Source organism: Kitasatospora sp. NPDC057518, assembly GCF_042802075.1.
Classification (GTDB): Bacteria; Actinomycetota; Actinomycetes; order Streptomycetales; family Streptomycetaceae; genus Kitasatospora.
Genome location: NZ_JBHVEU010000163.1, coordinates 1 through 17,311 on the forward strand (window position 1 = coordinate 1; position 17,311 = coordinate 17,311).

At 72.7% G+C, this 17,311-nt stretch carries 13 protein-coding genes; 6 read left to right on the top strand and 7 right to left on the bottom strand.

Going from position 1 to position 17,311, the window contains the following annotated elements; translation table 11 throughout:
* Positions 1–136 precede the first annotated feature (136 nt).
* Positions 137–1,228 (bottom strand): LLM class flavin-dependent oxidoreductase, encoded by a 1,092-nt coding sequence (locus ACFU7Z_RS18530; protein ID WP_380778293.1) that lies wholly within the window; start codon positions 1,226–1,228, stop codon positions 137–139.
* Between the two features lie 643 nt (positions 1,229–1,871).
* Between ACFU7Z_RS18530 and ACFU7Z_RS18535 the strand changes: the two genes are divergently transcribed.
* Both ACFU7Z_RS18535 and ACFU7Z_RS18540 read left to right on the top strand, forming a co-directional pair.
* Positions 1,872–2,459, top strand: a complete 588-nt coding sequence (locus ACFU7Z_RS18535) for a DedA family protein (RefSeq protein ID WP_234348218.1) — start codon at positions 1,872–1,874, stop codon at positions 2,457–2,459.
* Positions 2,460–2,875: 416 nt separating this feature from the next.
* Positions 2,876–4,153: a lipoprotein gene (locus ACFU7Z_RS18540; RefSeq protein WP_049649680.1), complete on the top strand. Its 1,278-nt coding sequence runs from the start codon at positions 2,876–2,878 to the stop codon at positions 4,151–4,153.
* A 123-nt stretch (positions 4,154–4,276) separates the two neighbouring features.
* On the opposite strand, the gene ACFU7Z_RS18545 is transcribed toward ACFU7Z_RS18540, so the two are convergent.
* From ACFU7Z_RS18545 to ACFU7Z_RS18570, 6 genes are all read right to left on the bottom strand, one after another.
* Complete coding sequence (locus ACFU7Z_RS18545) at positions 4,277–5,182, bottom strand: alpha/beta fold hydrolase (protein ID WP_380743834.1); 906 nt, start codon at positions 5,180–5,182, stop codon at positions 4,277–4,279.
* Positions 5,179–6,306, bottom strand: coding sequence for a branched-chain amino acid ABC transporter permease (locus ACFU7Z_RS18550; protein ID WP_380778298.1), 1,128 nt, complete (start codon positions 6,304–6,306; stop codon positions 5,179–5,181). Before ACFU7Z_RS18550 ends, ACFU7Z_RS18545 begins: the two co-directional genes overlap by 4 nt.
* A 209-nt stretch (positions 6,307–6,515) precedes the next feature.
* Positions 6,516–7,382 (bottom strand): branched-chain amino acid ABC transporter permease, encoded by an 867-nt coding sequence (locus ACFU7Z_RS18555; RefSeq protein WP_074005092.1) that lies wholly within the window; start codon positions 7,380–7,382, stop codon positions 6,516–6,518.
* The gene (locus ACFU7Z_RS18560) at positions 7,382–8,182 is read right to left on the bottom strand and encodes an ABC transporter ATP-binding protein (protein ID WP_380778300.1); all 801 of its coding nucleotides are present in this window, start codon (positions 8,180–8,182) and stop codon (positions 7,382–7,384) included. The genes ACFU7Z_RS18555 and ACFU7Z_RS18560 overlap by 1 nt, the downstream gene beginning before the upstream one ends.
* A gap of 113 nt (positions 8,183–8,295) precedes the next feature.
* Positions 8,296–9,036 (bottom strand): ABC transporter ATP-binding protein, encoded by a 741-nt coding sequence (locus ACFU7Z_RS18565; protein WP_074005091.1) that lies wholly within the window; start codon positions 9,034–9,036, stop codon positions 8,296–8,298.
* 98 nt (positions 9,037–9,134) lie between these two features.
* Positions 9,135–10,406, bottom strand: coding sequence for a substrate-binding domain-containing protein (locus ACFU7Z_RS18570; RefSeq protein WP_082345208.1), 1,272 nt, complete (start codon positions 10,404–10,406; stop codon positions 9,135–9,137).
* 479 nt (positions 10,407–10,885) lie between these two features.
* Here ACFU7Z_RS18570 and ACFU7Z_RS18575 point away from each other — a divergent pair, with 479 nt between their 5' ends.
* From ACFU7Z_RS18575 to ACFU7Z_RS18590, 4 genes are all read left to right on the top strand, one after another.
* Positions 10,886–11,647 (top strand): CoA transferase subunit A, encoded by a 762-nt coding sequence (locus ACFU7Z_RS18575; protein WP_380778294.1) that lies wholly within the window; start codon positions 10,886–10,888, stop codon positions 11,645–11,647.
* Positions 11,648–11,651: 4 nt separating this feature from the next.
* A complete protein-coding gene (locus ACFU7Z_RS18580; protein WP_380778295.1) occupies positions 11,652–12,371 on the top strand; it encodes a 3-oxoacid CoA-transferase subunit B in 720 nt (239 codons plus the stop codon).
* 682 nt (positions 12,372–13,053) lie between these two features.
* Entirely contained in the window at positions 13,054–15,156 is a 2,103-nt protein-coding gene (locus tag ACFU7Z_RS18585; RefSeq protein WP_380778297.1) for a glycosyltransferase family 2 protein, read from the top strand.
* Between the two features lie 159 nt (positions 15,157–15,315).
* Positions 15,316–17,247 carry a kelch motif-containing protein gene (locus tag ACFU7Z_RS18590; RefSeq protein WP_074005088.1) on the top strand — a complete coding sequence of 644 codons (1,932 nt, stop codon included), beginning with the start codon at positions 15,316–15,318 and terminating at the stop codon, positions 17,245–17,247.
* Positions 17,248–17,311: the final 64 nt, after the last annotated feature.

Sequence of the window (17,311 nt, forward strand, 5' to 3'; positions counted from 1 at the left end):
GTGTGGCCCACCACCGCGTGGCGCTCGGCCCGCGCCCCGGCCGGCCCGGGGCGCGGCGTCGGGCCTCCCGGCGGCGGTCACGGCTGTAGCAGGACCGCAGGCCGTCGGTCCCGCCACAGCCGTCAGGCCGCAGCCGTCACGCCGTCGCCATCAGGCCGTACGCCTCGGCGATCAGGCCGTACGAGCGGAGCCGGGCCTCGTGGCCGTGGATGTGGGAGGTGACCATCAGCTCGTCCACGCCGGTCCGCTTGCGCAGGGCCTCCAGCCCGTCGGCGACCCGGCCCGGGTCGCCGAGCACGACGTTGTCGAGCCAGCTGTCGATGAAGTCGGCCTCGACCGGGCTGTACGGGTACTCCTCGGCCTCCTGCGGGGTGGGGATCGGGCCGGGGTTGCCGCGCCGCAGGCGGAGCATGCCGAGGGCCGCGGAGCGGGCGAGGCGCCGGGCCGAGGGCTCGTCGTCGGCGGCGACCGCGCTCACGCCGATCAGCGCGTACGGCTCGGCGAGCACGGCGGAGGGGCGGAAGGACGAGCGGTAGAGGTCCAGCGCCGGGACGGTGTTGGCGCTGCTGAAGTGGTGGGCGAAGGCGAACGGGAGGCCGAGGCGGCCCGCCAGCTGGGCGCTGAAGCCGGAGGAGCCGAGCAGCCAGACCGGCGGGCGGCCCTCGCCCTTGGGGACGGCCGTCAGCCGGGCGTACGGGTGGCCGTCCGGGAAGTCGCCGTCGAGGAAGTGGGTCAGCTCGGCGAGCTGCTGCGGGAAGTCGTCCGCGCCTTCGGCGAGGCCGCGGCGCAGCGCCCGGGCGGTGGCCTGGTCGGTGCCGGGGGCGCGGCCGAGTCCGAGGTCGATCCGCCCGGGGTGCAGGGCTTCCAGCAGGCCGAACTGCTCGGCGATGGCCAGCGGGGCGTGGTTGGGGAGCATGACGCCGCCGGAGCCGAGCCGCAGCGTGGTGGTGTTGGCCCCGAGGTGGGCGAGCAGGACGGCGGGGGTGGAGCTGGCCACTCCGGGCATGCCGTGGTGCTCGGCCACCCAGAAGCGGTGGTAGCCCCACTGTTCGGCCCGGCGGGCCAGTTCGGTGGTGGCGGCGAGGGCCTCGGCGGGCGTGTGGCCGACGCCGACCGTGGCCAGGTCGAGGATGGAGAGCGGGGCGGGTGCCGTTCCCCGGGCGGTGCCCCGGATCGCCGTGTCGGCCGCCGGTTCGGCCCCGTGCTCCTGCTGGTCCTCGGTGGTCATCCCGTCCGCCCTCCTGGCCGCCGTCCTTGAGCCGGCCGTCGTGGCCGGCCGCGCGGGCCCGGGTGGTCCGCCGGTCGCTGTCGCCGACCGGGGTCAACCACGGCCGGGGGCTCGCTGTTCCCGCCTCGGGGATGTCGTCCGGCCACGGTCCGAGTGGGTTTCGGCCATTTCGCACGGGCGTCCGACCGACCGTTCGGCTGACGGAGAGCCAGTGGGCGAACACGGCTGGCGACTTCCCGCCAGCGCCGGAAGTCGCCAGCCCGGGCCCTCGCGACCGGGGGTCGGCGTCCGGCAGGCTTGGGCCCAGAGGCGGACCGCCGGAGCGGGATCCGCACTCCACCAGCAAGATCGTCGGGCTGGACCAGCACCGGACGATCACTGCGAGCCCTCGGCGCGGCACCCCGCCCCGGGGGCTCGTTCGGTTTCGGCGGCCCTCCGCCGCCCGGGTGCCCCTCACCCCGGCCGACCCGGACATACGGCCCGGACACACGGCCCGCCGCCTCGGGGCACGGCCGGAATCAGCACTCGTGATCCATGCCATACCGGGGTGCTTCATGGCATGAAAAGTCGAGGCGCTAGCGTTGACCCCTGCAGCCACCTGCTCCCCCGGGAGGCACGGAGGGAGTAAAGGGTCTTGAACTTCGTGGCCGCGATCGGATCCTCGTGGATCTGCGCGCTGGCGCTCGTCGCCGTGCTCGGGGACGCCCTCCTGCCGTTCATCCCCAGCGGGACGCTGGTCATCCTGGCCGTGCTCAAGACCTCGCAGATCAACGGCGCGCCCCTGATGCTCGGACTGGGCGTGGCGGTGGCCTCCTTCCTGGGCGACCTCCTGCTGCTGAACCTGGCCCGGCGCGGTGCCCCGGTGCTGCACCGCCGGCTCGCCCGGCGCCCGAAACTGGCGGCCAGCGTGACCCGGGTCCAGGAGGCCCTGATCGAACGCCCCCACGGAGCGGCCGCCGCGATGGTGGTGGTCGCGCGGTTCGTCCCGGCCGGCCGGACCGTCCTCGACCTGGCCATCGGCCACTCCCCCGCCCATCCGCACCGGTTCCTGCACTGGTCGGCACTGGCGGCACTGGTCTGGGCCGCCTACATCGTGACGCTGGGCTGGCTGAACAGCCACTGGTTCAACACCGCCTGGCTGAGCCTCGTGGTCTCCTGCGCGGCGGCCACCGCCATCAGCACCGCGATCGCGCGCATGGTGCGCCGCACCCGGCGACTCGCCGCGCTCTGACGGCCCTCCCGGCCGCCTCTCCCCCTTCTCTCCCTCTTTTCCCCTCCCTCCCGGCCCGCCCGGAGCGGCCCCATAGCGGGCTTCGGGCTGCCCGGCCCAGCAAGGGGCAAAAGTTTTCCCAAAAGGGCGACCAACCGGGCCGAACGCTGACGAACTCCGGCGGGGAGCGGACCGACCGGCGGTAGCGTACTGACCGGACCGCACGGGGCGGGAAGCGTCACAGGACGGCAACAGTCGAGGCATCCCCGCAGCCCAGCCGTACGCGCCCGGCGTGTTGAGAGTCGTCAGCGCTCGGCGACCTTGGTGGCCGCTGCGGCGACATGACATGCTAACGGCGGAATATTCATCAATTGCCCGATTTGACCGGTGCGGCCGCGGGCCGCCCTCACCACCGGTATCGGCACCCAGGGGAGACCATGACCAGCATCTCGCGCAGGACGGTGCTCAGCGCAACCGCCGCGACCGCGGCCCTCGGCGCGGTCGCGGCCTGCTCCAGCGGCGGGTCCGGCTCGGGCCAGGGCTCCCCCTCCCCCGGCCCCGGCGGCGCGAGCACCACCCAGGGCGGCAGCGGCGACCCCACCCAGGCGGTGGTGCCCAAGGGCACCCCGATCGGCGACGGTTCCAACGCGGACACCGGCCCGCAGCCGAACCAGCCCAAGCCCGAGAAGCTCAAGCCGGGCGAGCGGCCGCCCCAGTTCGTGGTCTTCTCCTGGGACGGCGCCGGCGGCACCGAGGACGGCCAGTTCCCCCGCTTCCTGAAGCTGGCGGAGCAGCACAAGGCCACGATGACCTTCTTCCTCTCGGGCATCTACGCCCTGCCCAAGGGCAAGGCGGACCTCTACCACCCGCCGAAGCACTCGGTCGGCGCCTCCGACATCCCGTACCTGTCGGACGGCGCGGTGAAGAGCACGCTCAAGCTCGTCAGCCAGGCCTGGCTGGCCGGGCACGAGATCGGCACCCACTTCAACGGGCACTTCTGCTCCAGCCGTCCGGACAAGAACGGGGTCAACGTGTGGACCCCGGAGGACTGGCAGAGCGAGATCGACCAGGCGATCGGCTTCGTCACCCAGTGGCGGACCAACACCGGTTTCACCGATGTCGACCCGCTCCCCTTCGACTACAAGAAGGAGCTGATCGGCGGCCGCACCCCGTGCCTGGAGGGCCAGAAGGCGCTGCTGCCGACCATCGCCAAGCTGGGCTGGAAGTACGACGCCAGTTCCTCGGGCGGCCTGCAGATATGGCCGCAGAAGGTGCAGGACGGCAAGGTCTGGGACTTCCCGCTGCAGTCCATCCCGTTCCCCGGGCACACCTTCCAGGTCCTGTCGATGGACTACAACATCCTGGCCAACCAGTCCGCCGGCAGCACCAAGGGCGACCCGGCCAAGTACGGCGACTGGCGCACCCAGGCCACCAACTCCTACCTGGCGGGCTTCGAGCGCGCGTACAACGGCAACCGCGCGCCGTTCTTCGTCGGCAACCACTTCGAGCAGTGGAACGGCGGCATCTACATGGACGCCGTCGAGGAGACCCTCAAGACCATCGCGGGCAAGCCCGACGTCCGACTGGTCTCCTTCAAGCAGCTCGTCGAGTGGCTGGAGGTGCAGGACCAGTCCACCCTGCGCAAGCTGCGCTCGCTCAACGTCGGCCAGGCGCCGGCGGGCGGCTGGGAGAGCTTCCTCGGCACGGCGGGCTGACCCGCCGGGGAGCGGCGGGACGGGGCACCGGCGGCGGCCGGCGGGGGTGCGGGCCCCCGCCGGCCGTCGGCGTTCCGGTCTGCGTCCTGATCGGTTCCCGGTCGGCGTTCCGGGGCGGATCGGCTACCCGGCAGTGAGGGCGTCCGCGAGCAGGATGCGGACGATGCGGTCCGCCCCGGCCTCGCCCCAGAGGATCGAGTAGTGGTTGGTGTCCGGCACCGGCGAGGCCGGAACCCGCTCCCGGTCCAGCCCGGCCAGCCCGATCCGCTCGTGGTCGTAGAGGCCCTGCGGCTCGTCGAACAGGCCGCGCTCGGCCCAGATCAGGTCGGCCGGGCAGGGCAGCCGGTGCACGGCGGCGGCCGCGTCCTCGTCCAGCAGGACCTGGGCACCGTCGGCCTGCACGGCCTCCAGCACGCAGGAGGAGCGCAGTTCGGGCTCCGCGCCGACCAGGTCGCGCTGGGTGTAGGCGTCGATCCCCTCGGTCCACTCGCCGGCGAAGGCGGGGTGCCCGCGCCAGAACTCCCGGTAGGCCTCCCGGTCCGGGAAGGTCGTGGACAGCCGGGCCAGCGCGGGGCCGAGCACCGCGGCCAGGGCGTCCTCCTCGCGGACGCCCTGCGGCAGCGGGAAGGTCACCGCCCCGTCGACCAGCAGGACGCGGCGGACCAGGTCGGGGTGCCGGACGGCGGCCAGGGCGGTGACCCAGGCCCCCATCGAGTGGCCGACCACCGTGACGGGCCCCGAGCCGAGCGCGCCGATCAGCGCGGCCACGTCGTCGGCGTGCCGGGCCAGTCCGTACGGTCCGGTGACCGAGCGGCTGGCGCCGCGGCCCCGCAGGTCGGGCGCGAGCAGGGTGACCCGGCCGGCGAGCCGGCGGGCGACCTCGTACCAGGCGAGGCCGTTGGCGGTGATGCCGTGCACCGCCACGACCGTCGGGGCCTGCGGGTCCTCGGCGGGCCAGCGCAGGACGGCCAGGTCCCCACCGGGCACGGGGACGGTCAACTCCTCGGGCTTCAGCGGCGACTGGCTCACGCGGGGGTACCTCCGGTGGGGTGGGCGGTTCCGAGGCCGGCCGGCGCCGGGGCGGAACGGCCGGTGCGGGCGGATCGGATGCGGGCAGGCAGTCTAGCCAGGCCGCCGGGCAGCAGGTAGACCACGGCGACGAACAGGGCGCCCAGCAGGAACAGGGGTTGGGAGAGCGGCACGCGCAGCACCGCCGGAAGGTCGGCGACGGCCGACGAGTTGGCGAGGTCGCCGAGCCGGTGGCTCGCCCAGGTGTAGAGGACACCGCCGAGCAGCGGCCCCCAGCGGGTGCCGGAGCCGCCGAGGACGACCATGACCAGGAGCGCGAGCGTGGCGTCCGAGGTGGCGGCCTGCGGGGTGGCGCCACCGGTCAGCAGCAGGTAGACCACCCCGCCCAGCCCGGCGAGTCCGCCGGCCAGCACGAAGGCGACCAACTTGTAGCCGTACGGCCGCAGTCCGAGCACCTCGACCCGGCGCTCGTTCTCCTTGATGCCCTCCCAGACCCGGCCGATCGGGGACTTGACGGCCCAGTGGACCGCGGCGACCGTCAGCACCAGGTAGCCGACGGCGATCCAGTAGAGGTTGGCGGTGTTCTCGATCCCGAGCAGGCCGGAGGGCAGCAGGTCGGCCGGGGCGGACCGGCCCTCCTCGCCACCGGTGGCGCCACCGGGGTTGCGCTGGACGAGGATCGAGCCGGCCTGGGCGAAGGCGAGGGTGACCATGGAGAAGCCGATGCCGGTGACGCGCAGGCTGACCGAGCCGAGCAGCAGGGCCAGCAGGACGGAGCAGGAGACGCCGAACACCGCGGCGGCGGCGAACGGCAGTCGCAGCTCCAGCATGCCGAGGTCGGTGGCGTAGAGGCCGGTCGCGAAGTAGAGCGCGTGGCCGAAGGAGAGCAGTCCGGTCCGACCGAGCAGGAGGTCGTAACCGGTGGCGAGCCCGCCGTAGAGGAGGCACAGGGCGAGCAGTTGGAGGCTTCCGGGGCTGCCGAGCGGGCCGTCGAGCAGTCCCGGGACGGGAAGCGCACTGTATGGGGCGACAAGGAGCGTGATCAGCAGAGCGATCGGCCACCAGCGTAGCGCTCTGTGCACGCCAGTCCAGCGATTAGTGACTGGATCACCCGTTCGAGGGATGGCGCCGGACTCGGCCCTGTGTTCACAATGGGTCTCGGCGAGGCCGGTGTCAGTCCCCCTTGCCACAGTGGCGGTGTCGGTGGAGCTGGTGTCAGTCCCCTCTGCTGACATGGTGGTCACGGCAGGGCTGGTGTCAGTCCCCCCTGCCGGAGCGGCGGCGCTGCGGCCGGCCGCGGGGCCACCGGTGCTCGTGATCGGTGTTTCGGCGCTCACGCGAGCCTCCCGGTGAGTCCACGGGGTCGGACGAGAAGCAGCACGGCGAGCAGGACGACGACCGAGAGGTCGCCGAGCCCGGCGCCGGTGTAGTAGTTGGCGAACTGCTGGACGAGGCCGACGCCCACCGAGGCGACGGCGGCTCCGGTCACGGAGCCCATGCCGCCCATCACCACGACGACGAAGGCGAAGATGAGCAGGCCGGTCCCCTGGCCGGGATTGACCGAACCGAAGTAGAGGCCGCCGAGGGCGCCACCGAGTGCGGCGGCCGCCCCGCCGAGGGCGAAGACGAGGGTGAACGCCTTCCGGACGTCGATGCCGAGCGCCGTGACCATCGCCCGGTCCTCGACGCCGGCCCGGACGATCAGCCCGTAGCGGGTGCGGGCGAGGAACAACCGAAGAGCGAGCAGCAGCAGGGCGGCGGCGGCCACCAGCACGAAGCGGTTGACCGGGACGGTCGCCCCGAGCACGTGCCAGGTGCCGGACAGCAGCTCCGGCTGCGGGAAGGGGCGGGAGTCCGCGCCCCAGATCCCCATCAGCAGGGCGGGTACGGCGAGCCCGACCCCGACGGTGGCAAGGATCTGGTCGCGCGGCCGGCTGTAGAGCGGCCGGATCAGGAAGAGCTCCAGCAGGACGGCGGCGGCCGTTCCGACCAGGGTGCCGAACGGCACCGCGAGCCAGAAGGAGAGACCGGCCTCGGCACCGGCCCACCAGGTGGCGTAGGCGCCGATCGAGAGCAGGGCGCCGTGCGCGAAGTTGAGCACGTCCATCAGACCGAAGATCAGCGACAGACCGGAGGCGACCAGGAAGTACAGCGCACCGAGACCGAGTCCGGTACAGAAAAGGAGGACGACAGTGTCCATCAGGGCTTCACCTCGGCGGTGACGACAGGGGCGGCCGGGGCGGCCGGGGCGGCCGGGGCGGCGGCGGGCCGGGGCCCGCCGGCGAGCGGGTGACGGGAGCCGACGCCGAGCAGGCGGCGGGCGGCCTCCTCGTCGGCCAACAGCTCGGCGGTGTCTCCGCGGTGGGCGGTACGGCCGTCGGCCAGGACGGCGCAGGTTCCGGCCAGCCGGCGGACGAGGGCGAGGTTCTGCTCGACCAGGAGGACGGGCACGGCCTCGGCCGCACGCGCCAGCACCTCGGCCACCTCGGCGACGATCTTCGGGGCCAGGCCCTTGGTGGGCTCGTCGGCGATGATCAACCGGTTGCGGTTGAGCAGCGTCCGGCCGATCGCCACCATCTGCTGCTGGCCGCCGGAGAGCGTCCCGGCCAATTGCCCGGCCCGCTGCTTGAGTTCGGGGAAGAGCTCGTGGACGAGTGCGTAGTTGGGCTCACCGGCCTCGCCGCCACTCCCACTCCCGCTCCCACTCCCGGCAGCGCGCTCGGCGAGGCGGAGGTTCTCGGCGACCGTGAGGCCGGCGAAGATCCCCCGGTCCTCGGGCGCGTAGCCGATGCCATGACGAACGACCAGATGCGTGGGAAGGGAGGAGAGTTCGGAGCCGGACAGCCGGATGCTTCCGGTGCGCGGCACCAGGCCCATGACGGCCTTGACGGTGGTGGTCTTCCCGGCGCCGTTGCGGCCGAGGAGCGCGGTCACCCCGACGGGGGCCACGTCGAAGTCGACGCCGTGCAGGATGTGCAGCCCGTCGATGACCACCCGCAGATCGCGGACGGAGAGGAGGGGTTCGGCATCGGACGACGGCGAGGACGCGGACGACGGAGAGGAGGCGGAGTGCGCCGAAGGAGCGGGGCGCTGAGCGGAGAACGGAGAGGAGGTCACAACGCCTCACCCAGGTAGGCCTGTTGAACGGTCGGGTCGGCCATCACGGCCTCGGGGGTGTCCAGGGCGAGCAGCGTGCCGTGGTGCATCACCGCGAGCCGGTCGGCGAGGCCGAGCAGGACGTCCATGTGGTGCTCGACCATCAGGACGGTCCGGCCCAGGTCACGGTGCACGGAACGGATCAGCTCGGTGAGGGCGGGCACCTCCTCCGCGCTGACTCCGGCCATCGGCTCGTCCAGCAGGATCAGCCGGGGCTCCGAGACCAGCAGGACGGCCAGCTCCAGCTTGCGCTTCTCCCCGTGCGAGAGCGCACTGGCCAGGGTGTCCGCGCGGTGGGTGAGATCGGTGCGTTCCAGGGTGTCGGCCAGCTGCTGCTCGTAGCGGTCGGCGCGGCGCCAGAGCCGGTACGAGGCACCCGGCCCGGCCGCCGCCTGGGCGGCCAGGCGGACGTGGTCGGCGACGGTCATCCCCGGCCAGAGGGAGGAGGTCTGGAAGGTGCGGCCGAGCCCGCGGCGGGCCCTGGCGTGCACCGTCTCGGCGGTGATGTCCGCGCCGTCGAGGTGGAGGCTGCCGTGGGTCGCCGGGTAGATGCCCGAGATCAGGTTGAAGAGGGAGGTCTTGCCGGCGCCGTTGGGCCCGATGAAGGCGATGAACTCGCCTTCGCCGACCGAGAAGGAGACGTCCTCGACGATCGGCACGCCGCGGACGGCCCAGCCGAGCCCGTCCAGACGCAGCACCGGAGAGGAGGACGCGGAGGACCGCGCGGACGAGGTGGACGCGGCGGAGGCAGCCGAGGAGGCGGAAGGAGTCGACGTGGTGCGGGCGGGCATCGGGATCAGCCCGCCATCGGGGTGACCGGGGGTGCCGCCTCGTCCGCGGTCAGGGTCTTCTCCACCGAGGGCTTGGCGGCGGCACCGCTGCCGGTCAGCCGCACCTGGAACATCGGCTGGAGCAGGGCGTGGTCCTCGGCGCGGACCGTGGTCTTCCCCTTCACCCCGTCGAAGCTCCAGCCCTCCAGGGCCTTGACCAGGGCCGAGGTGTCGTCGGCGGAGCCGTGGTTGGACTCGACGGCGTGCACGATCATCTGGGCGGCGGTGAAGCCGTCCGGGGTGAAGATGTCCGTCTTCCCTCCGGCAGCGGTGACGGCATCGGTCATGGCCTTCTCCACCGGGGTGCCGGCGGCGCCGTCGAAGTAGTGGTTCAGGAAGGAGATCTTCTCGGCGGCCGGGCCGAACAGCGGGTAGGAGGCGGCCAGGTCGAGGCCGGTCACGACCTTGGTGTCGGCGAACACGTCCTGCTGGTTGAGCGCGGTCCACAGGGCCGAGGCGGTGTCGCCGGCCCAGGCGACGAACAGAAGGTCGGGCTTGGCGGTCTTGGCCTGGGTGGCGAAGGGGGTGAGGTCGGTGGCGCTCGGCGGGGCGAGCACCTGGTCGACCGTCGCGCCCTCGGCGCCGAGCAGCGCCTTCACGGCGGCCACGTTGGCCTGGCCGAAGGCGTTGTCCTGGGCGAGCACGGTGACCTTCTTGCCCTTGGCGTCACCGATGAACGAGGCCGCGGTCTTGATGTCCTGGTAGGACTGGCGGCCGGAACGGAAGGTGTACTTGTTCAGACCGGTGGCCTTGTCGGCGGCGGCCGGGCCGCTGATGAAGAGCACCTTGTTCTGGGCGGCGATCGGACCGACCTGGAGGGCCACACCGGAGGCGGTGGAACCGGCCAGCACCTTGTAGCCCTTGCCGATCAGGTCCTTGGCGGCGGACACCGCCTTGGCCGGGTCACCGGCGTCGTCCTGCTCCTCGAACTCGATCTTGTGCCCGTCGACCGCGCCGGTGCCCTTGGTCGCGTAGCTCAGGCCGGCCTTGAAGCCCTCCAGGTACTGCTTGCCGTAGGCGGCCAGCGGCCCGGTCTTGGAGTACACCAGGCCGACCTTGATCGGGCCCTTCGATCCACCGTCCGCCGCGCTCGTCCCGGCCGTACCGGCCTTGGCGCAGCCCGAGGCCAGCAGGACGCAGGCCGCGAGGGCGGCGAGCTTCCGGGCCGGGCCACCGGTCAGGGAGTCGCCCAGGCGAACGCCGGAGGCGGTCCTGGAGGGGTTTGTCGAGCTGCGCATGATGACCGACTCCTGAAGTGCGGCGGGTGGATGCGGGAACCGTAGGTGTGCGGTGGGAACGGCGACATGTGCCCGGTCGACGTATCAGCCGGTCGGGATGTGGCTCCGGTCGACATACCGTCGGCCCGCCGCCGTCCCCCGGGCGCCCGGGTGTGGCCCGCCGACACGGCTCCGCGCCCACCCATGGGGGTAGCCGCCATGGCTGTGCCCACCCCTGCCCGGTGACGGTGGAGGGGCGCGGAGCCCGTCCGGCGGCAGCCAACCCCAGCGGCGTGCCCGACCCCGGTCCGGTCCAGGCAGGACCCCAGCCCGGCCTGGTACGGCCACGGGCTCCGCGCGGCGGCCGAACCCGCCGGCCGCCCCTCCCACAAGCCCGTCCCAGCTGCCCGTCCCACCTGCCCCGTCCGCCGTACCACCCCGGCCGCGCTCCGCCCCTTCCTCTTCCACCCCCTCCGCCCACTCCCTCACGAGGTGACCCCTTGGACAAGGTCCTGGACTCCCCCGCCGACGCCGTCGGGGACGTTCCCGACGGCGCGGTGCTGGCCGTCGGCGGCTTCGGCCTCTGCGGCATCCCCAGCACGCTGATCGGCGCCCTGGTGGACTCCGGCGCCACCGGACTGCGGGTGGTCTCGAACAACTGCGGAGTGGACGGCTGGGGGCTGGGCCTGCTGCTGCGGGCGGGCCGGATCGCCCGGATGACTTCCTCGTACGTCGGGGAGAACAAGGAGTTCGCCCGGCAGTACCTCTCCGGCGAGCTGGAGGTGGAGCTGACCCCGCAGGGCACGCTGGCCGAGCGGCTCCGGGCGGGCGGCGCCGGCATCCCGGCGTTCTTCACCCCGGCCGGGGTCGGCACCCAGGTCGAGGAGGGCGGGCTGCCGTGGCGCTACGCGGCCGACGGCTCGGTGGCCCTGGCCTCCCCGCCGAAGGAGGTCCGGGAGTTCGGCGGCCGTCGCTACCTGCTGGAGGAGGCGATCACGGCGGACTTCGCGCTGGTCCGGGCCGAGGTGGCGGACCGGCACGGCAACTGCGTGTTCCACGCCGCCGCCCGGAACTTCAACCCGCTCTGCGCGGCGGCGGGCCGGATCACCCTGGTCGAGGCGGACCGGATCGTCGAACCGGGCGAGCTCCCTCCGGACGCGGTGCACCTGCCCGGGGTGTACGTCGACCGGGTGGTGACCGCCGACCCCGAGGACCGCCGCATCGAGCGCCGGACCGTCCGCCCCGCACTCCAGGAGGCCTGAGCCGATGCCCACCGAGACCGCAGTCCGCGCCACCACCGCCGCCACCGCCCTCGGCACCCCTGCCGCCCCCGTCACCGCCGCCGCCACCGCTCTCGATCCCCGCAACGCCCTGGCCGCCCGCGCCGCCCGCGAGTTGCGCGACGGCCAGTACGTGAACCTGGGCATCGGTCTGCCGACCCTGATCCCCAACCACCTCCCGCCGGGCGTCGAGGTGGTGCTCCACTCGGAGAACGGCATCCTCGGCGTCGGCCCGTACCCGGAGGAGGGTGCCGAGCACGCCGACCTGATCAACGCCGGGAAGGAGACGGTGACGGTCGCCGCCGGCGCCTCGTACTTCGACTCCGCCTTCTCCTTCGGCATGATCCGGGCCGGCCGGATCGACGTCTCGGTGCTCGGCGCGATGCAGGTGTCGGCCGCCGGGGACCTCGCCAACTGGATGATCCCCGGCAAGATGGTCAAGGGCATGGGCGGCGCGATGGACCTGGTGCACGGGGCCCGTCGGCTGATCGTGGTGATGGAGCACACCGCCCGGGACGGCTCGCCGAAGATCGTCGAGAAGCTGTCACTTCCCGCGACCGGACGGGGAGTTGTGGACCGGATCGTCACCGACCTCGCGGTGGTCGACGTGACCCCGGAGGGGCTGCGGGTGGTGGAGACGGCGCCGGGCGTGGACTTCGCCGAGGTCCAGGCCGCGACCGGCGCGCCCCTGCTGCCCCCGCTCTGACCAGCCTGCCTGATCAGCCCGGCCCCGTACGGACGGCCGGATCGCCCCGAGGGGCGGTCCGGCCGTTCCGCTGCCCCCACCGGCACACGACAGCGACCCCGCGAACGGCTCCACGGGCAACTCCGCAACAGCCCTCCACCGCAGCCGAGTTCCATGGACCGCCCGGGCCGGAGCGAATTCACCGCATTAGCACCAACGCCCGCCGGATCGGCCGGAAACCGTGGCATCTTCATGCCTGGGCGACGGCGATCTCCCGGACTGGTTGCGATCACCGTTGCGCTCAGGGAGAGTTGAGGCGGCCAAGGATCCCGACGTACCCGGAGGGGAAGCTGGAAAGTGCATCGGGATCCCGGATTCGAGGCCGCCGTACCGACGCACAACCGAACCGGTCGCACACGCCGAATCTGCCGGACGGCCCGGGAACTGCCGAGAACCGCAGTTCGCCGGGTCTCGTTCCAGCCGGTTCCGGCTGTTCCCAGCTGTTCCCAGCTGATTCCGGCCGGTTCCACCCTGTTCCACCCGGACGGCTCCGAGTCGAGGCAGACCCACGTAAGAGCCGAGCGAGCCGAGTGAACCGAGCGAGCCGCGCAAGGCGCGAACTCCGGGGGGAGCAGCTATGACCACGCCGCCGTTCTCACGACGCAAGGGCGTCGGAACGGCCCACGGGCGAGGTGCCGGGGAGTTGGACGAGGCCGCCCTGCGCGCCCTTCCCATACCCGAAGCCCCTTACGACTACGGCCACTTCAGCCGTCTCGCGGGCCCGGCGTACGACCCGGACGAGGACGACGACCTCGGCGGCGGCGTCTACTGGCCCGAACCGGTCGCACCACACCCGCCCTCCCACGACGGACCGCACGACCCCACCGCATACAGCCCCGCCCCGTACGGCCCCACCTCGTACGGCCCCGCCCCGACGGCCACCCCGCAGAACCCCGCCCCGACAGCCGCCCCGTACGAGCCGCCCCCCGCGGCCCCCTACCGCGTCCGGTACCGCAGCCTGCTGCGCCGCGAGCCGCACCGGATCCGCGCCGCGCTGCTGCTGATGGCCGCCCCCGTGGTGGAGGCGGTGCTGCTGGTCTGGCTGCTGCTGCCGGAGCACTGGCCCGAGCGGCTGGACGAGACGAACTCCCTGGTGCTGCTCGGCGACAAGGTGATGATCGGCATCATCGCCGTCGTCGAGGTGTTCCGGCTGGTCAACGTCGTCTCCAACACCCACGCCACGCTGGTCGCCCGCGACCCGGTCCCGGTGACGCCGGCGCCCGGCACCCGGGTCGCCTTCCTCACCACCTGCGTGCCGGGCAAGGAGCCGCCGGAGATGGTCCGGGCCACGCTGACGGCGGCGCGGGCCGTCCGGCACAACGGACCGTACGACGTCTGGTTGTTGGACGAGGGAAACGATCCTGCAATGCGGGAGCTCTGCGCCGAGCTGGGCGTGCGCCACTTCACCCGCGCCGGCCGGCCGCACTGGAACCGGCCGAAGGGCCGGTTCCGCGCCGGGACCAAGCACGGCAACTACAACGCCTGGCTCCAGGCCCACGGCGACGACTACGAGTTCTGGGTGTCCGTGGACACCGACCACGTTCCGCTGCCGGACTTCTGCGAGCGGATGCTCGGCTACTTCCGCGACCCCGACGTGGCATTCGTGGTGGGCCCCCAGGTGTACGGGAACTACCGCAGCTCGGGATCGGCCGTCACCAAATTCTCCGAGAGCCAGCAGTACCTCTTCCACGCCCTCATCCAACGCGCCGGAAACCGTTACGGCGCGCCCATGTTCGTGGGCACCAACAACGCCGTCAGAATCAGCGCTCTCCAGTCGATCGGCGGGTTGTACGACTCCATCACCGAGGACATGGCGACCGGTCTGGAGTTCCACCGGAGCCGGAACCCGGAGACCGGAGAACGCTGGAAGTCCGTGTACACCCCGGACGTGCTCGCGGTCGGCGAAGGCCCGTCCTCCTGGACCGACTTCTTCTCCCAGCAACTGCGCTGGAGCCGCGGCACCTACGAGACCCTGTTCACCCAGTACTGGCGGGTGCTGTGGCGGCTGTCGCCCGGCCGGCTGCTCAACTACTCGCTGATGGTGGGCTTCTACCCGATGGCGGCGCTCACCTGGCTGCTCGGCGGCCTGTCCAGCGTGCTCTACCTGGGCTTCGGCGCCTCCGGCGTGCACGTCTCCTCGGAGATCTGGATGATGCTCTACAGCGACGCCGCCGCGCTCCAGCTCCTGCTCTACACCTGGAACCGCAAGCACAACGTGAGCCCGCACGAGCCGGCCGGCTCCTCCGGGGTCGCGGGCATGGTGATGTCGGCGCTCTGCGGTCCGGTCTACGCGGCCTCGCTGCTCCAGGCGCTGGTCCGCCGCCGCAGCCGCTTCGTGGTGACGCCCAAGGGCAGTTCGGCCAGCACCGACCGGCTCGGCACCTTCCGCTTCCACCTGTTCTGGACGCTGGTGTTCGGGGGCGCGATCGCCGCCTCCTACGTCACCGGCTACGACCACGTCGCGATGCGCACCTGGGCCTGGATCGCCCTGCTGCTCACCCTCCTGCCGGTCCTGATCAGCGCCGGCGACGCCGTACGCCGCCGCCGGACCCGCCCCACCGCCACCCTCACCGTCACCGGCGACCCGACGGCGGCCCCGCAGGTCGTCCTGGAGAAGCGCCGCCCGCGCCACGCCCGCGACCCCCGAGCCGCCCGGACCGCCGGACCGGCGCAGCCCGCACCTCCCGCCCCCCGACCCGGACGAACCTCACCCGACCACGCCGACAGCGGCAGACCCTCCCACTGACCGGCACCGCCGCCTGACCAGCACCACCCACCGACCAGCACCACCCCGCCGAACAGCACCACCCACCGACCAGCACCGCCCCGCCGAACAGCACCACCCACCGAACAGAGCCGCCCACCGACCAGAGCCTCCGACCGCCTCCCGAGGGGAGCACCCACCGTGAAGATCCACAAGGCCGGCCGCACCAAGCGCCTCGCCCTCGGCAGCACCGTCGCGCTGACCGTGGCCGGGATGAACGCGCCGGCCGTCCTCGGCTTCGCCTCCCAGCAGTACCACCACTACGTGATCAACCGCCCCGAGTACAAGGCGCAGTACGGCCACTGGCAGACCCTGTCGCTGCCCACCGAGTTCCGGGTCAACGCCGTGCACGCGACCGTGCTGCGCACGGGCAAGGTCCTGATCGTGGCCGGTTCCGGCAACGATGAGAAGCAGTTCAACGCGGGCACCTTCAAGAGCCTGCTCTGGGACCCGGCCCGGAACACCTACAAGCTGGTCCCCACCCCGGCCGACATGTTCTGCGGCGGCCACACCTCGCTGCCGGACGGCCGCGTCCTGGTGGCCGGCGGCACCCAGCGCTACGAGAAGCTGGCCGGCGCCGTGAAGAAGGCCGCCGGCATCATGCGGGTGCGCAACGAGAGCCCGGAGCGCGACCGGACCTTCCCCAAGGGCACCGTCTTCGTCTCCCCGAACGGCCACGAGTACGCCAGCACCGCCGCCGTGACGGTCCCGGCCGCGACCAAGACCGGCTCCGGCAAGCAGACCGTGGTCACCGCCGGCGAGCAGCACGTGTACGTGGAGGCGGTCGGCCCGGGCCAGGACTTCGTCTCCGACTCCCCCGCCCAGTACCGGATCAAGGGCCTGAGCGGTACCGACGCCCACAACCTGTACGGGCAGAGCGAGAAGCTGACCCTGGACAAGCAGGAGTACCAGGGCATCCGCTCCGCCTTCGAGTTCAACCCGGACACCGAGCTGTACGAGCCGGTCACCGACATGGCCCACGCCCGCTGGTACCCGACGCTGACCGGGCTGGGCGACGGCCGGGTGGTCACCGTCTCCGGGCTGGACGACACCGGGGAGATCCTCAGCGGCAACGACAACGAGATCTACGACCCGAGGACCAAGTCCTGGTCCAAGGGCCCCGACCACTACTTCCCGACCTACCCGGCGGTCTTCCTGACCGCCTCCGGCAAGCTCTTCTACTCCGGCTCCAACGGCGGCTACGGCCCCGGCGACAAGGGCCGCGAGCCCGGCGTGTGGGACCTGTCGAGCGGGGCCTTCCAACCCGTCCCCGGCCTGCGCGACCCCGGCCTCACCGAGACCTCCTCCTCGGTGCTGCTGCCGCCCGCGCAGGCGCAGAAGGTGATGGTGCTCGGCGGCGGCGGTGTCGGGGAGTCGCCGCTGTCCACGGCCCGCACCGACATCGCGGACCTCTCCTCCGCCGCTCCCGCCTTCACCCCGGGCCCGGACCTGCCGGCCGGCGGCACCCGCTACCTCAACAGCGTGATCCTGCCGGACGACACCGTCTTCACCACCGGCGGCTCCAGCGGCTACCGCGGCCGCGGCGACAGCGACCTGCTCAAGGCGCAGGTGTACCACCCGGACACCAACGGCTTCACCACCGCCGCCGAGCCGACCGTCGGCCGCAACTACCACTCCGAGGCGCTGCTGCTGCCGGACGGCCGGGTCGCCGTGCTGGGCTCCAACCCGCTCTTCGCGGACAAGGCCGAGACCCAGCCGGGCGGCTTCGAGCAGCGCATCGAGATCTACACCCCGCCGTACCTGTACCACGGCGACCGTCCGGAGGTCGGCGCCGTTCCGCAGGCGGCCCGGCTCGGCGGCACCCTCGCCGTCGGGACGGCGCGCCCGGAGGCGGTGGCCACCGCCAAGCTGATCCGGCCGAGTTCGGTCACCCACGTGACGGACGTCGAGCAGCGCTCGGTGGCCCTGGACGTCGCCGGACGGACGGCGGACGGCGTCTCGCTCACCCTGCCCGCGAACCCCAACCTGCTGCCGCCGGGCTGGTACATGCTGTTCCTGACGGACGCCGCCGGCACCCCGTCGGTCGCCCGCTGGATCCAGATCACCGCGTAGACCGCGCGCCGTGCGAACCGCACGACGCACAGGGCCCGAGGGTTGGCGCAGGCGGCCTCAGCGC

Bases quoted from the DNA above. Each gene is read 5' to 3' on its own strand.
- ACFU7Z_RS18540 (WP_049649680.1), top strand. From the start codon at position 2,876: ATGACCAGCATCTCGCGCAGGACGGTGCTCAGCGCAACCGCCGCGACC.
- ACFU7Z_RS18530 (WP_380778293.1), bottom strand. From the start codon at position 1,228: ATGACCACCGAGGACCAGCAGGAGCACGGGGCCGAACCGGCGGCCGAC.
- ACFU7Z_RS18580 (WP_380778295.1), top strand. From the start codon at position 11,652: ATGCCCACCGAGACCGCAGTCCGCGCCACCACCGCCGCCACCGCCCTC.
- ACFU7Z_RS18555 (WP_074005092.1), bottom strand. From the start codon at position 7,382: ATGGACACTGTCGTCCTCCTTTTCTGTACCGGACTCGGTCTCGGTGCG.
- ACFU7Z_RS18570 (WP_082345208.1), bottom strand. From the start codon at position 10,406: ATGCGCAGCTCGACAAACCCCTCCAGGACCGCCTCCGGCGTTCGCCTG.